This is a genomic window from Butyrivibrio sp. NC3005, from assembly GCF_000424545.1.
Lineage (GTDB): Bacteria > Bacillota > Clostridia > Lachnospirales > Lachnospiraceae > Butyrivibrio.
In genome coordinates, this window is the sequence record NZ_AUKC01000041.1 from 21683 (window position 1) to 35909 (window position 14227).

The 14227-nt window shown below is 34.1% G+C and carries 12 protein-coding genes, 1 rRNA gene and 1 other RNA gene; 12 read left to right on the forward strand and 2 right to left on the reverse strand.

Translation table 11 applies throughout. The features are described from left to right. Positions 1 to 8: 8 nt before the first annotated feature. A complete protein-coding gene (locus G634_RS0111265; RefSeq protein WP_026505381.1) occupies positions 9 to 872 on the forward strand; it encodes an endo alpha-1,4 polygalactosaminidase in 864 nt (287 codons plus the stop codon). 72 nt (positions 873 to 944) lie between these two features. On the opposite strand, the gene G634_RS21215 is transcribed toward G634_RS0111265, so the two are convergent. Continuing rightward, on the reverse strand, positions 945 to 1106 hold the full coding sequence (locus tag G634_RS21215; protein ID WP_155830573.1) for a hypothetical protein: 162 nt from the start codon (positions 1104 to 1106) through the stop codon (positions 945 to 947). 345 nt (positions 1107 to 1451) lie between these two features. On the opposite strand from G634_RS21215, the gene G634_RS0111275 reads away from it, so the two are divergent. The 8 genes from G634_RS0111275 to hisS all read left to right on the forward strand — a co-directional run bounded on the left by G634_RS0111275 (position 1452) and on the right by hisS (position 10307). Continuing rightward, complete coding sequence (locus G634_RS0111275; RefSeq protein ID WP_026505382.1) at positions 1452 to 2495, forward strand: DUF4317 family protein; 1044 nt, start codon at positions 1452 to 1454, stop codon at positions 2493 to 2495. Positions 2496 to 2500: 5 nt separating this feature from the next. Beyond that, positions 2501 to 3553, forward strand: a complete 1053-nt coding sequence (locus G634_RS18940; RefSeq protein ID WP_051233872.1) for a 5'-3' exonuclease — start codon at positions 2501 to 2503, stop codon at positions 3551 to 3553. Between the two features lie 15 nt (positions 3554 to 3568). Continuing rightward, positions 3569 to 4441 carry a class I SAM-dependent methyltransferase gene (locus G634_RS20395; protein ID WP_051233874.1) on the forward strand — a complete coding sequence of 291 codons (873 nt, stop codon included), beginning with the start codon at positions 3569 to 3571 and terminating at the stop codon, positions 4439 to 4441. A 73-nt stretch (positions 4442 to 4514) separates the two neighbouring features. Then, positions 4515 to 5297 (forward strand): Nif3-like dinuclear metal center hexameric protein, encoded by a 783-nt coding sequence (locus G634_RS0111290; protein WP_026505383.1) that lies wholly within the window; start codon positions 4515 to 4517, stop codon positions 5295 to 5297. A 19-nt stretch (positions 5298 to 5316) separates the two neighbouring features. Next, the gene (locus tag G634_RS0111295; RefSeq protein ID WP_026505384.1) at positions 5317 to 6963 is read left to right on the forward strand and encodes a nucleoside kinase; all 1647 of its coding nucleotides are present in this window, start codon (positions 5317 to 5319) and stop codon (positions 6961 to 6963) included. Between the two features lie 685 nt (positions 6964 to 7648). Further along, positions 7649 to 8060, forward strand: an RNA gene (gene rnpB / locus G634_RS20405) — RNase P RNA component class A. Between the two features lie 12 nt (positions 8061 to 8072). Then, positions 8073 to 8915: a S1 family peptidase gene (locus G634_RS0111300; RefSeq protein WP_026505385.1), complete on the forward strand. Its 843-nt coding sequence runs from the start codon at positions 8073 to 8075 to the stop codon at positions 8913 to 8915. Positions 8916 to 9041: 126 nt separating this feature from the next. After that, positions 9042 to 10307: a histidine--tRNA ligase gene (gene hisS, locus G634_RS0111305; RefSeq protein ID WP_026505386.1), complete on the forward strand. Its 1266-nt coding sequence runs from the start codon at positions 9042 to 9044 to the stop codon at positions 10305 to 10307. 6 nt (positions 10308 to 10313) lie between these two features. On the opposite strand, the gene G634_RS20400 is transcribed toward hisS, so the two are convergent. Further along, positions 10314 to 11234, reverse strand: coding sequence for a 4'-phosphopantetheinyl transferase family protein (locus G634_RS20400; RefSeq protein WP_051233876.1), 921 nt, complete (start codon positions 11232 to 11234; stop codon positions 10314 to 10316). Positions 11235 to 11458: 224 nt separating this feature from the next. Here G634_RS20400 and G634_RS18955 point away from each other — a divergent pair, with 224 nt between their 5' ends. The 3 genes from G634_RS18955 to G634_RS0111325 form a co-directional block, all read left to right on the forward strand. Further along, positions 11459 to 12160 (forward strand): HAD family hydrolase, encoded by a 702-nt coding sequence (locus G634_RS18955; protein WP_051233878.1) that lies wholly within the window; start codon positions 11459 to 11461, stop codon positions 12158 to 12160. Between the two features lie 14 nt (positions 12161 to 12174). Continuing rightward, entirely contained in the window at positions 12175 to 13506 is a 1332-nt protein-coding gene (locus G634_RS0111320) for an HlyC/CorC family transporter (RefSeq protein WP_035799783.1), read from the forward strand. Between the two features lie 643 nt (positions 13507 to 14149). Continuing rightward, positions 14150 to 14227: ribosomal RNA gene (locus G634_RS0111325) — 16S ribosomal RNA — on the forward strand; the annotation flags it as partial.

Here is a 14227-nt window from a genome sequence, read left to right on the forward strand (position 1 = left end):
GGAGCAATATGAAGAAAATTAAATTTGATTACAAGTATGCAGGGATTATAGCGATAATACTTTGTCTGCTTTTGACTATAACAGTAAGAAAAGTAACGATTGCGGATGGAGATATGGATAAAAGTAGTTATGGAGTATTTATAGGTATTACTGATAAGGATGATTACGAATCAATAAAGGGTTATGATGAAATAGTTATTGATGCGCAGAATTTTACATCTGGGGAAGTTAGAAAACTAAAAAGTCAGAATAAAAAGGTTTATTCCTATTTGAATATAGGTTCTTTAGAGAATTGGAGACCATATTATAACGAGTTTTCATCTATTACACTTGATTCATATGAAAATTGGCCAGAGGAGTATTGGATAGATGTATCTTCCACAAAGTGGCAGGAATATGTGACTTCAACGCTTGTTCCTGACTTGATGGCGAAAGGCATCGATGGATTCTTTATTGACAATACGGATGTATATGACAATTATCCAAAGACAAAGATATATACAGGCTTATTCAATATGCTGGTTCAGATTTCAGAGACTAATCTGGATGTTATAATAAATGGCGGTGACAGATTTGTAGAGAATTTGATAGAAAATGGAAGACAGAATCTAATTACAGGAGTTAATCAGGAATCTGTTTTTTCATATATCAAAGATTATACAACGCCAAAGTTTGGCGAGCAGAGCAAGGAAACAAGAAAATATTATACGGATTATTTATTTAAATGCCATAAAAGCAATTTGAAGATTTATATGATAGAGTATACCACAGATGAGACTGTAATAAGAAAAGCAAAGTATTTTGTAAGAAGACTTGATGGAAAGTGTTATGTTTCAGACAGCATTGGTCTGAGACTTCCGAAAACAAAATAAATATAAGCTTTTATTTTAAATACACTATTATAAAAAGGTTATCTAGCATGCTAACTAGATAACCTTTTATTTTTATCTGTATGTAGTTCTATTTATTGTACAAAGTGCTTCTTGAATGCCTTGAAATTCATGACTTATTTCACGTTTCATGATATTTTCAGATTCTTCCTCCTCTTTTCTAAGCATCTCACGGAAGTAGTTCGAATGCAATGTGTTCATAATCTTCTCAAACATAACAAGTTCTCCTTTCGTGCAACCCTTCACAGAACTTGTTACTGCTTACTATTAAAATACGTGCAAACAGTAACTAAGATCACAATATAAAAGCAGTAACTTTTGAACTAACCATGATGTAATAATTGTATTTTTTTCTCGTTCTATCTTATACTTAGAATAACACTTTTTAGTGGAAAATCAACATCAAAAGATATAAAAAATATATAAATTTTGTGCAATTTCACTACATCGAAGCATCGAAACTTTGACGTGATGCAGTTAACATAAATAATCAGAAATGTAATGACCTGTGATATAATAAAATGCAAACTTTATATTTTATTATATTTGAAAGGCTTAATTATGACTAAAGCAGAATTAATGGAAATAAAGAAAAGATTTAAATATACAGACTGTTCTTTTTCGGGTTTATCATATGCTATTTTTCATAAAAACGATGAAGAAAGCATTGTTGATAATGTTGAAAGCTCACGTTTTCTTACACTTTCTGATGATGAAAGAAAACGATTCCTGACTATTTTGTCAAAAGGATATTCATCTGCAAGCGGTGCTTTTGCAAATGACATAGAGATTTCGGGTGATAACCAAAAAATGCTTACAGCACTTTCGGCTTCTAATATACCAGATGCTAATCTAGTAAGAATATGGGCAGAGAAGATACTTGATTCTTATACTATGAATGGAGAGTACGCCCTTCTCGTCTTTTCCGACACATATGATGTACCTGTAAAAGATTCTTCTAAGACAAAGACTGGAGAAAGTGAAGAAGTATTTAATTACATGGCAGCTTGCATTTGTTCGTTCAAGCCAGAAAAAGGCGGACTTATGAAGACTTCAGAGAATAAGCTACATCAGTCAGATGTTATAAAAGTTCTTGGAAATCCTATTGCTGGATTTATTTATCCTTCATTTAATGATAGGGCATCTGATTTTGACAATATTTTTTGCTGTGTGAAGAATGATCCTGAAAGAAATATGCTTAGAGAAATGTTCATGGCAACATTGCCGGATTACGTAAAGCCTTTACCAAAACCAAAGGCATCTGCATCGATAATATCAAAAGAGGCAGAGATGGTTCAGGATTCATATATAGATGATACTGCTAAAGAGGGATATTCTCTTCATATGGATGAAGCTATTCATCAAAGCGAAAATATTGATACATCTATCAATCAGAACAAAGATGTTGAGATTATAACAAGACCTGAAGAAGAGAAAGAAGTTAAATTTGAAGGCATAGAGAATTATCACAAGGATGTTGTGGTTCTTCCTGAAGATAAGATCATTGAAAGAGACGTAAATGGTAGAAAGTTCTTTCTGGTACCAGAAGCACTTATTCCTTATGATAAATTGAAAGAATTGTTGGATTCACTTGAAAAAGGATGATAAATATGACAGATGAAAGATTAATACTAATAGATGGAAGTTCAATGCTGGTAACTTCATATTATGGAAATCTTCCTCGAGCTATTCTGTTTGAGAAAGATGAAGAGAAAAAGAAACTGATGTACAATCAGATAATGCATAATGATCAGGGAGAGTATACTAATGCTATGTTCACCATGATTAAAGTTATTCAAAAAATTATTAAAGAGCAAAAACCTACACATATGGCTTTTGCTTTTGATAAAACAAGAGATACCTTCCGACGTGAGAAATATGCTGATTATAAAGCAAATAGAGGAGAAACCCCAGATCCATTAAAAGAGCAGTTTGTAAATATGGAAAATATGCTCATTAAAATGGGATTTCCTGTATTTTTTGATGACAATTTTGAAGCTGATGATATTGTTGGAAGTATTGCTGCAAAATTTGAAAAAGATATACCAACATATATCATTACCAAAGATCATGATTATTTGCAGCTTGTCAATGAATATACACGTTTATGGCTTGTTCAGACCAAAAACGAGGCAGCAGATGAAATCATAGCAAAATACAGTTCAAAGTATGGTTATGATAAAAGAGAGTTTACCCTTCCGGATAAGGCAATTGAAGTCACAGAAGAAGTGTGCATAAATGAATATGGTGTTAAACCTTCCCAAATTCCGGATTTGAAGGGAATACAGGGTGATACAAGTGATAATATTCCTGGAGTAAAAGGTGTTAGTAGTGCTGCTTTTCCTTTGCTTAAAGAGTATGGGACAGTAGAGAATATTTATGCTGCAATAGATGACTGTAAGGATGAAAAAGCCCAGAAAGAACTTGCTAAATGGTGGAAAGAGAAACTTGGTATTAGCAGAAGTCCTATTAAAGCGATGATTACTTACAGAGAAACAGCTCTTATGTCTAAGGATTTGGCTACAATAAGAAAAAACTATCCTGTTGATAAATCGCTTGATGATTTTAAAATTCAAATTAATAAGGATGAAACAATCAATCAGTTTAACAGATTTGGATTTAAATCACTTATAAATAAAATAGATGATTTATTAGTAGAATAAAAAACTGGAGAAGTAATGGAAAAAATAGATAATAATACAGATAATAGTCCATCAAATGTTAAGGAAAAGTCACTCGTTAACCTTCCTGTATTATCGAAAAGATTACAGGCAGTTGCTGACATGGTAGATAAAGGTAGTAAAATTGCAGATGTCGGAACTGATCATGGATTTGTTCCTATATATCTTGTAGGAAGTGGGAAAGTAAATCAGGCAATAGCTATGGATGTTAGGAAAGGTCCATTAGATAGGGCAAGGCAAAATGTTGCAGAATATGGACTTGAGGATAAGATAATGCTTAGATTATCAGATGGACTTGAAAAGCTTTCACAAGGCGAAGCTGATGAGATGATTTGCGCAGGAATGGGCGGTCCATTAATGGTAAAAATTCTTGAAGAGGGAAATCCAAGAGAAAAGAGATTAAAATATCTGATTTTGGAACCACAGTCAGATATTCTTTGCTTTAGAAAATATCTTAGAAAAAATGGATATAGTATTATATCTGAAAAATTTATTGAAGAAGATGGGAAATATTATCCTGTGATAAAAGCGGAGTGCTCTGACCTTTCATGCAAAGAAAACCTTTCTGAAATCTATGAAAAAGCTGCAGATTTTCTTATGACCAATTTACAAAAAAACGGTAGAGAAACTTCTTTTGAGCAAGCTGTTCGCATTTGCGACAGATTTGGACCTTGCATTATTATGTACTCTTGTACAAGAAAAGATGAAGGTAAAAGAAGTGATCTTTATCGCTTTTTAATGCATAGTAATAGAGTGTGTGATACAATTTTATATAAGATTAAGGATACGACCACAACAGAGAAAATGTTACGAATTAAGGAAATCAATGAGGAAAAATCTGATATAGAAGCTATTCTTTCGTTACTTTGATTTTGAAATCAGTGACATTATGATAGATAGCTTTTTATATATTTTTTCTTTGTGTTTAATGAGGGGTATTGCGATGCAGTTAAGTGAAGTTATTGATCATCTCGAACAGTTATCTCCACCTTCTTATGCTGAAAGTTGGGACAATGTAGGACTACTTGCAGGACGCAAAGACAAGGAGGTTCAGCGTGTTTTTATAGCGCTTGATGCTACTGATGAAGTGGTAGATGAAGCAATAAGACGTGACGCGGATTTGTTGCTTACACATCATCCGCTTATTTTTAAAGGCATTAAAAAAGTCAGTGATGAAGATTTTATTGGAAGAAGAATAGTAAGACTTTTGCGTTATGATGTAAGTTATTTTGCAATGCACACCAATTTTGATGTGATGGGAATGGCAGATGCGGCAGCAGATGAGATGGAATTGGAAAGACGTGACGTATTAGATGTCACATTTGAAGATGACATATCAAGAGAAGGCATTGGCAGAATCGGAAATCTTCCGGGAACAATGACATTAAAAGAATGTGCTGGTTTTGTAAAAAAGTGTTTTCATATCGGAAGTGTTCGTGTCTATGGGGATTTGAACAAAAAAATTCATCGTGTGGCTATATGTCCGGGATCTGGCAAAAGTGTAATTGGTAAAGCTTTAGACAAGAAAGTTGATGTTCTTATTACAGGTGATATTGATCATCATGAAGGAATAGATGCTGTATCACAGGGACTTCCTATAATAGATGCGAGTCACTATGGACTTGAAAAGATATTTATCCCGTACATGAGAGACTATCTTCATAGGGAATTTCCATCATTGGAGGTAATGTGCGCAGAATTTAAAGCTCCATATTTTGATATTTGACAAGAACAGGAGGGAGAATATGCCAACATTAATCATTCAGGGTGAAAAAAAGAATTACGAAAAAGGATGCACATTCGAAGATGTTGCAAATGAATATCAGGTTAGATATTCTAATCAGATTGCACTTGTAATCTTTAATGGAAAAATCCAGGAATTGTTTAAAAGAGTCGATAAAGATGGAGTGGTTTCATTTATTACAACTTCTGATAATATTGGCCACAAAACGTATTGCAGAACTGCTACTATGATGCTTATAAAAGCAGTTCATGACGTTGAACCAAAACTTAGAACAAAAGTTGAGTTTTCAGTTGGCTATGGATTTTTTTGTCATCTTTTCGGTGATGTAGAAGTTACAGATGAGCTTGTGTTAAGAATCCAGAAAAGAATGGAAGAAATGAGAGAAAGTGCACTCCCAATCACCAAAAGAACGTACCCACTTGATGATGCTAGAGAGATTTTTCGTGAACAGGGAATGATGGATAAGGTTAATCTGTTTAGATATAGAAGAGCCAGTGAAATCAACGTTTACAGAATGGATGGTTTTTGTGATTATTTTTACGGATATATGCTCCCTAATACATCATATGTTACAGCGTTTGAAGTGAAAAAATATCGAAATGGAATAATGCTCAATCTTCCTCCAACTTCAGATCCTACTGTCATTCATTCATTTGCACCGAGAGAAAAAATTGTAGATCAGATGCTTTTGTCTAATGAGTGGGGACACAAAATGGGCATTGATGATGTTGGCGATTTGAATAATGCTATATGTAGAAGTGAGGTAAGTGAACTCATCTTGGTTCAGGAAGCTCTTCAGGAGCATAGAATAGGTCAGATTGCTGAAAAAATTTACAGTAATTCTAACATTAAATTCGTGATGATAGCAGGTCCTAGTTCATCAGGAAAAACAAGTTTCGCCAATCGCTTGTCTATCCAGTTAAGAGCACATGGAATGATTCCACATCTTATTTCTTTGGATAACTATTTCAAGAACAGAATTGATACTCCGAAAGATGAAAATGGCAATTATGATTTTGAGTCTCTTGAGGCAATGGATCTTGTTAAATTTAATGAAGATATGACAAGACTCCTTAACGGAGAAGAAATAGAAATGCCTGTTTTTAACTTTGTTACAGGAACAAGAGAGTATAAGGGCGATAAGCTTTTACTTGGTGCAAGTGATGTTCTGGTTTTAGAAGGAATACATGGATTGAATGATCAGATGAGTTATTCCCTTCCAAAGGAATCAAAATTTAGAGTTTACGTAAGCGCTCTGACAACACTTAACGTAGATGCACATAATAGAATATCTACAACTGATGCAAGGCTAATTCGCAGAATGGTACGCGATGCAAGGACAAGAGGTGCCTCAGGACGAAGAACAATTCATATGTGGCCTCTTGTGCGCGCTGGTGAAGAAAAAAATATATTCCCGTTCCAGGAAAGTGCAGATGAAATGTTTAATTCCGCTCAGATTTACGAACTGGCAGTATTGAAAAATCAGGCAGAACCGCTTTTATTCTCAATCACAAAGGATGATCCGGAATACTATGAAGCTAAAAGGCTTTTGAAGTTTTTGGATTATTTTATAGGTATTGATTCATCTGAACTTCCAGGAAATTCAATAGTTAGAGAATTTGTCGGTGGAAGCATATTTAATGTATAACTTTTTGTCAACTTCATTCAGAAACTCGCATTTACTGCGAGTTTCGTGAGAACAAAAGTCAAGCGGCAAACTGGTCCAAGGCGAAGCCTTTTTAAATGACCAGTTTGCGTAGTTTTTGGAACGTAGTGACAAAAATCTATAGGTTATTGTTTTCATCAGGAAAATCAAGAACCGTACCAGACCAAAATTTGTCGTTAAGACAAATTTTGTCCTGCGAAGCAGGATTCTTGCTGATGATTATCCTAAATCTCAGCAAGAAGTCATAGGTTATTGTTTTCATCAGGAAAATCAAGAACCGTACCAGACCAAAATTTGTCGTTAAGACAAATTTTGTCCTGCGAAGCAGGATTCTTGCTGATGATTATCCCAAATCTCAGCAAGAAGTCATAGATTTTTGTTATTTGAACTAATTAGATGAGTTCTGATGGCTTGTAATATTTCATGAGCAGAACTGTTTATAAACGTTGGTTCGTAAGCCCCGGTTTTTAGCGCATTACGAACCATTACGTTTATAATCAAGCGAAAGCGTGTCTGCGACGAAATATACAAACATCAGAACAGATTATATAAAACAAAAAAGTATAGATTTTTGTCATTTACATTCCTTTTTAAATGACCAGTTTGAGTAGTTTTTTTAATAAAACTTGACAAGAAAGCTTCTATAGGAGTAAAGTAAATAAACGTGTGAGTAGGATAAATGATCGCGGCCGCAAGTCCCGAAAGGGTGCGGGTGAGGAAAGTCCGGGCTTCATAGAGCAGGATACCGGCTAACGGCCGGCGGAGGCAACTCCCGGGAAAGTGCAACAGAAATAAACCGCTAACACGCAGTTAATGCTTCTTATGAAGAAGTATCTGTAGCTTGCATTTTTGATTTTATCTAATTTGCAAGGTTAGTAAGGGTGGAAAGGCAGTGTAAGAGACTACCGTGCCGATGGTAACATCGGTAGCCATGTAAACCCTATCCGAAGCAAGACCGAATAGAAAGCGTTGACCCTGCTCGGTGAGCTTTCAGGTGGGTCGCTTGAAACGGCTGGTAACAGACGTGCTAGATAGATGATCATTCTCGACATAACCCGGCTTATAGTCCTTCTCACACTTTAGAGAGAAAAATGAGAGAATATAATTATTATATTAAAAAAATAAAAATATCCCTGTTGGTAGTACTGACAGGGATATTACTTTGTTCATGTCACAAAGAAAAAGGTAATATTAAACCTTGTGACTATTCAATGACTGTTCTTGAAAATGCAAATGTGTCTGAAGCATTTGAAAACGCAAAGAGGACAGAAGTTCAGATTCATGTTTTTGATTTTTCACTTTCGCCAGATAAAAATGACATAACAAATCCATCTGTGTCAGGATGTTTTGGCAGTGGTAATATTTTTCTTATAGATGAAGAGAGAATTATAATTGGAACAAATTATCACGTAATAAAATATTTGGATTATTCTAATGAAAATAAGTGCTATGTAACTTTTTTTAATGGAGTGACAAAAGAAGCGAAATTGCAATGTTATGATAAAGATTTAGACATTGCTTTTCTAAAAATTGATCCAAAACATTTAGATGAAGAAGTTAAGAAAGAATTAAAAAGTGTAGTACTTGATGATGTATCAAATGATAGACTTTCTGATAATTCCATCATTTTTTTGATTCATTCAAAGCAGATAGAAAGAAGCGCACTTCTTGAAAAAAAAGCAGAAGATAAAGTTGCTGATACCAGTTTTACAGGAATAGTTATTCAAAAAGAAGCTTTTGTTGAAAGTTTAAATAAGAACATGCTCTATATAAACTGCTATGTTGAAGATGGGATGAGTGGAACAGGTACTTTCGACGAATACGGAAACTATGTCGGAATGCTGGAAGGTGGAACAGAAGATAAGATGGCTGTAAGCATTTCATATGGAGATGTAAAAAAATATTTCAAAAACTCTGTTTTGTTAGCAGAGTAAAGTATTTTCGCTTTTTCCTGAAAGATTTTGGTAAATAGTAATATTTACAAATACAACCTCTTTGAGTAAGATAGTGTATGTTTGAATTGTGATTATTAATTATTGATATATTAAGGAGATTTTTTCATGGCATTAATAAAGAAACCCGTTACAGGAATGAAAGATGTTCTGCCTGCTGAGATGCAGCTTAGAGATTATGTTATAGGAGTTATTAAAGAAACTTATGCTAAATTTGGATTTACATCAATTGAAACTCCGTGCGTAGAATCTTTGGCGAACCTTAATAGTAAGCAGGGTGGTGACAATGAGAAGCTTATTTTTAAGATTATGAAGCGAGGAGAAAAGCTCCATATTGATACCGCAAAAGAAGAAAATGATCTTACAGATTCTGGACTTAGATATGATTTGACTGTACCGCTTGTTCGTTTCTATGCTAATCATGCAAATGAACTTCCATCTCCTTTTAAGGCTTTGCAGATGGGATATGTATGGCGTGCAGATAGACCGCAAAAAGGAAGATATCGTCAGTTCATGCAGTGTGATATTGATATTCTTGGCGAGCCTAGCAATCTTGCTGAAATAGAGCTTATTTTAGCTACCACAACAACACTAGGAAAACTTGGTTTTAAAGGATTTCAAATCAGAATAAATGAGCGAAGAATTTTAAAGGCTATGGCTGCTTATAGCGGATTTGCAGAAGAAGCTTATGATTCAGTTTTTATTACTCTTGATAAGATGGATAAGATTGGCCTTGATGGGGTAGCAAAAGAACTTGAAGAAGATGGATTCTCCAAAGAATCTATTGAAAAGTACCTTGATATATTCAGAGGATTGGAAGAAAAGAAAGGTCTTGATGCAGTAAGATTTATATCAGATACACTTGGTGAATATCTTGAAGAAGGCGTACGTGATAATCTTGAAGAAATCATTAACAGTGTTGAGTCCAATAAAGCTGCTGATTTTGAACTTGTATTTGATCCTACACTCGTAAGAGGTATGAATTACTATACAGGAACTATATTCGAAATTGCTATGCCACAGTACGGTGGAAGCTGCGGTGGCGGTGGAAGATATGACAAGATGGTTGGAAAATTCCTTGGTCAGGATACTCCGGCGTGTGGTTTTTCAATTGGATTTGAGCGTATTATTATGATTATGATGGATGAAGGTTTTGTTGTACCTGGTACTTCCGATAAGACTGCATATCTTATCGAAAAAGGTGTTGCAGGAGAAAGACTTTCTGATATCATTAGAGAAGCTCAAGAAGAAAGAGCTTCTGGAAAGCAGATTCTTGTAGTTAGAATGAATAAAAACAAGAAATTCCAGAAGCAGCAACTTAATGAGCAGGGATATACAGAGTTTAAAGAATTCTATAAAAATCCATTGAACTAATAGTTTTTACTTAAAGCATATAGTACAAGAATAATCTAAAGGGCAGGGAACTTTTGCTGCAAAAGCTAGAAGTTCTCTGCTCTTGCTATCTGCAATAATATATTCTTTGGTTTTTGGAAAACAACTATAAATAAACTGTGACTCAGAAGAAGCGTCTGAATTAATACTTTTGTTTGCTTTGTAGCAGTTAGAATTAATTGAGAAATTTTTTATAATAAAATTTCCTGAATTATCCAAAAAAGCTTCTTTTACACCATTATCAGTGAAAATGTCACCTATTATAGATAAACTTTTTTTAATAGGTGAGTTGTTATTATTGCATTGTTCTATACAGTATTCTTCTTTTGGAACAACAGAAAAATCGGATAAAGTTTCAGATAATCCAAGCCCTGTACATTTAATGTATCCTTCTTTGGCTGACCAGATTTCATAAAAAAGATTTATGGCAGCGTCTTTATTATCTGATTCTGCGGACTCGATAATTCTTTTTTCTGCCTCTGAATAGAAGTGTTTGGCAATATCTAGAACAGATTTTTTTTCGTTTCTTTTTTGAATATCAATACCAATCTGATTGCACTCTTTTTTGTCTGCAAAAGCGATAACAGCATAATCTCCGGAATGTGAAAGTGAAAAAGACAGTGATGGATATTCAGGTATAGAAGGTTTGCCATATTCAGAAACCTGTATAGAATAATCAGGAGATGCATTTTTCGATGAAGAGACATATTCATAGACGCACATATTCAGGAGAATGGATGCGGCAAGAGAACGAAGTTTATCATCTTCTCCTTTGAATTTGTTAATATGTTCGATGCGGGATGAAGGAATAATCTCAAGCCATTTTTTATATCTGATATTAAAAGGCTGGTTTTCATATGGTTGCGTTGCATTTCTAAAATTGTTAATATTGAGATAAATCGTTTTCATGAATTATATCCTTTCAAGTTTGAAGGTTACAAACATAAGAAGTTACTAATCTGAAAATTTGTAAAAAACTTGCTAATGATTATCATAAATCTCATCAAGAAGTTAAAATTTTCTAGCTAATTTAAGGCCGTTTGCAGGCTTTTCGAGTAGTAAAAATTATGTAGTTATATAGTAACATGAAAAACGATAAAAATAGCCATAGGATTTTTAAAGAAGGTGATTTAATGAAAGGCAGAAAATATGATACCGTTATTTTTGATTTGGACGGTACATTACTGAACACGTTGGAAGATTTGAAGAACAGTACATGTTATGCGCTAAAAAAGCATAATATGCCAGAACGTAGTCTTGAAGAAGTGAGAATGTTTGTAGGAAACGGAGTCAGAAAGCTCATGGAAAGAGCAGTTGAGGCTGGGACAAACGAAGAAAAGTTCGAACAGATATTTAAAGATTTCAAGGAACATTATCTTATCCACTGTAACGACAATACAAAGCCATATGATAATATAATGGAGCTTTTAGATAGGCTGAAAAAAGAAGGTTATAAACTAGCAATTGTGTCCAACAAATATCAAAAGGCAACTGCAGAACTGGCTCAAATGTATTTTAAAGAATATATAAGTGTTGCTATTGGAGAGTCTGAGAAAATACGTAAAAAACCAGCACCTGATACGGTTATCGAAGCGATGAAACGCTTGGATTCACCAGTGGAAAGGTGTGTCTATGTTGGAGATTCTGATGTTGATATAAATACAGCTTATAATTCACATATTCCGTGCATAAGTTGTGAATGGGGATTTAGAGATAGAGATTTTTTGAAAAAAAACAATGCTAATACTATTATCACTAATCCTTTGCAAATAATAGATCTTCTTGATAGTGGAACAGAAATTCCACTTATAAAAAAGGCAAAGGAAGCAAGTTGATTTTTGGAGGTTTAATGGACAGTTTGGAAAAAGTAACTATAGTTCAGAGTATTGTGCTTATGATTTTGCTGATTTTATCATCGTTTTTTTCAGGGGCGGAATCAGCTTTCTCAACGGTTAATAGAATCAGTATAAAAGCGCTTGAAGAGGAAGGAAATCATAACGCTCAAAAAGTAATATATATACTAGATCATTATCCGAAATTTCTATCAACAATTTTGTTGGGGAATAATATAGTTAATCTTACAGCGTCCTCACTTGCTACTATTATAGTTACTAAAATCTTCGGAAGTTCTTTTGTCGGAATTGGAACAGGAATTCTGACTGTACTTGTTCTAATATTTGGCGAAATAGCACCAAAATCGGCAGCAACAGCTCAGGCAGAGAAAACAACTCTAAGGTATGCAGGAATAATACTATTTTTAATGAGGATTTTTACACCGCTAGTCTATGTTGTTGACATTATGGCAGGAAGTGTTCTTAAAATGCTGCACATTGAAAGAGATTTTAAGAAAGCAATTACAGAAAAAGAACTTAGAACGTATGTTGATGCCAGTCATCAGGATGGTGTAATCGAAGCTGAAGAAAAAGAAATGATAAACAATGTATTCGATTTTGGGGATACAGTTGCCAAAGATGTAATGATTCCAAGAATAGATATGACATGTGTTTCAGCTGAGGCTACATATGAGGAAGTAAAAAGCTGCTTTCATAAAGAAATGTACACTCGACTTCCAGTATACGAAGACAATCAGGATAATATAATTGGACTTATAAATATAAAAGACATTTTCTTTGTAAAAGATGGAAAAAATTTCCATGTTAAAGACTATCTTAGAAAAGCATCTTATACGTACGAATACAAAAAAACAGCCGATTTGATGGAAGAGATGAGAGCAAAAGCTTCAAATGTGGCTTTTGTTTTATCGGAATATGGTGCAACAGTTGGAATGATTACACTTGAAGATTTATTGGAAGAAATCGTAGGTGAAATAAGAGATGAATATGATCAGGATGAAGCAGAGCAAATAAGAGATTTAGGCGAAGGAAAATATCTTATCGAAGGAGCCATGAAACTAGATGATATAAATGATGTTCTGCACACCAGTCTTGAAAGTGACGATTATGACTCGATTGGTGGACTGATGATAGAATGTCTTGACAGGATACCGTACAACAGGGAAGTGGTAAAAATGGAAAATGGTATCTCGCTTGCTGCAAGAGGCATACAACAGCATAGAATTATGAAAGTTCTTGTAACTATTCCAAAAGAACTTCGAAGTAATCATGAAGAGAATGGTGAATTGAATAATAATACATCTCAAAGCATGGAAAAAAATGATTGATTACAATTTGTTTACTTTAACTATTTATGCAGTCGGCAGTGCGCATTTTTGTGCCTGCTTAACTGCATAAAGTTTTTGCAAAATGAGATATAGTTAAACGGACAAAGTGCGCAAAATATCCTTATATCATTATGAGCATAGACAATGATCGGATAAACGAAAAAAAGTCTCAAAATTGTTGTTGACTTTATATGGATATGGAGTTATTCTAATATACGTCGCTGCGAGCGGAAACAAAATATAATCATCCTCGAATGAATTGGTTTTGTAGAAATAGCAGAGGCAAAAGATTGAAAATGAGAAAAGATATTTTTGAAACATATAAAAACTTCAAAAATAACATTTTTTCAAATAAATCAAAAAAGTTGTTGACAAACAAACCAATACGAGTTAAGATATAACACGTTGCGGCGAGCAAGACAGTCACAACAAACTAAAGAACTTTGACAATTAAATAGTAATGCAACCCTGAAAATTCCAGCGTTTCAATTAAATTGAAACAAAAGAAATTCAGAGAACAAAACCTAACAAGGTAAATTATGATTGGTTTAGCCACCAATCACCAATTGATTTTAAATCAATTGCGGAGCAGAATTATTCTGAGAAGTCAGTGTAATTCTGAACCAGAGAATAATTGGTATATAAAACTGAGAGTTCGATCCTGGCTCAGGATGAACGCTGGCGGCGTGCCTAACACATGCAAGTCGAACGGAGTTTGTAG

Coding starts and splice junctions, on each gene's coding strand:
- hisS (WP_026505386.1), top strand. CDS start 9,042: ATGGCATTAATAAAGAAACCCGTTACAGGAATGAAAGATGTTCTGCCT.
- G634_RS20395 (WP_051233874.1), top strand. CDS start 3,569: ATGGAAAAAATAGATAATAATACAGATAATAGTCCATCAAATGTTAAG.
- G634_RS21215 (WP_155830573.1), bottom strand. CDS start 1,106: ATGTTTGAGAAGATTATGAACACATTGCATTCGAACTACTTCCGTGAG.
- G634_RS0111295 (WP_026505384.1), top strand. CDS start 5,317: ATGCCAACATTAATCATTCAGGGTGAAAAAAAGAATTACGAAAAAGGA.
- G634_RS0111290 (WP_026505383.1), top strand. CDS start 4,515: ATGCAGTTAAGTGAAGTTATTGATCATCTCGAACAGTTATCTCCACCT.
- G634_RS18955 (WP_051233878.1), top strand. CDS start 11,459: ATGAAAGGCAGAAAATATGATACCGTTATTTTTGATTTGGACGGTACA.
- G634_RS0111320 (WP_035799783.1), top strand. CDS start 12,175: ATGGACAGTTTGGAAAAAGTAACTATAGTTCAGAGTATTGTGCTTATG.
- G634_RS18940 (WP_051233872.1), top strand. CDS start 2,501: ATGACAGATGAAAGATTAATACTAATAGATGGAAGTTCAATGCTGGTA.
- G634_RS0111275 (WP_026505382.1), top strand. CDS start 1,452: ATGACTAAAGCAGAATTAATGGAAATAAAGAAAAGATTTAAATATACA.
- G634_RS20400 (WP_051233876.1), bottom strand. CDS start 11,234: ATGAAAACGATTTATCTCAATATTAACAATTTTAGAAATGCAACGCAA.
- G634_RS0111265 (WP_026505381.1), top strand. CDS start 9: ATGAAGAAAATTAAATTTGATTACAAGTATGCAGGGATTATAGCGATA.
- G634_RS0111300 (WP_026505385.1), top strand. CDS start 8,073: ATGAGAGAATATAATTATTATATTAAAAAAATAAAAATATCCCTGTTG.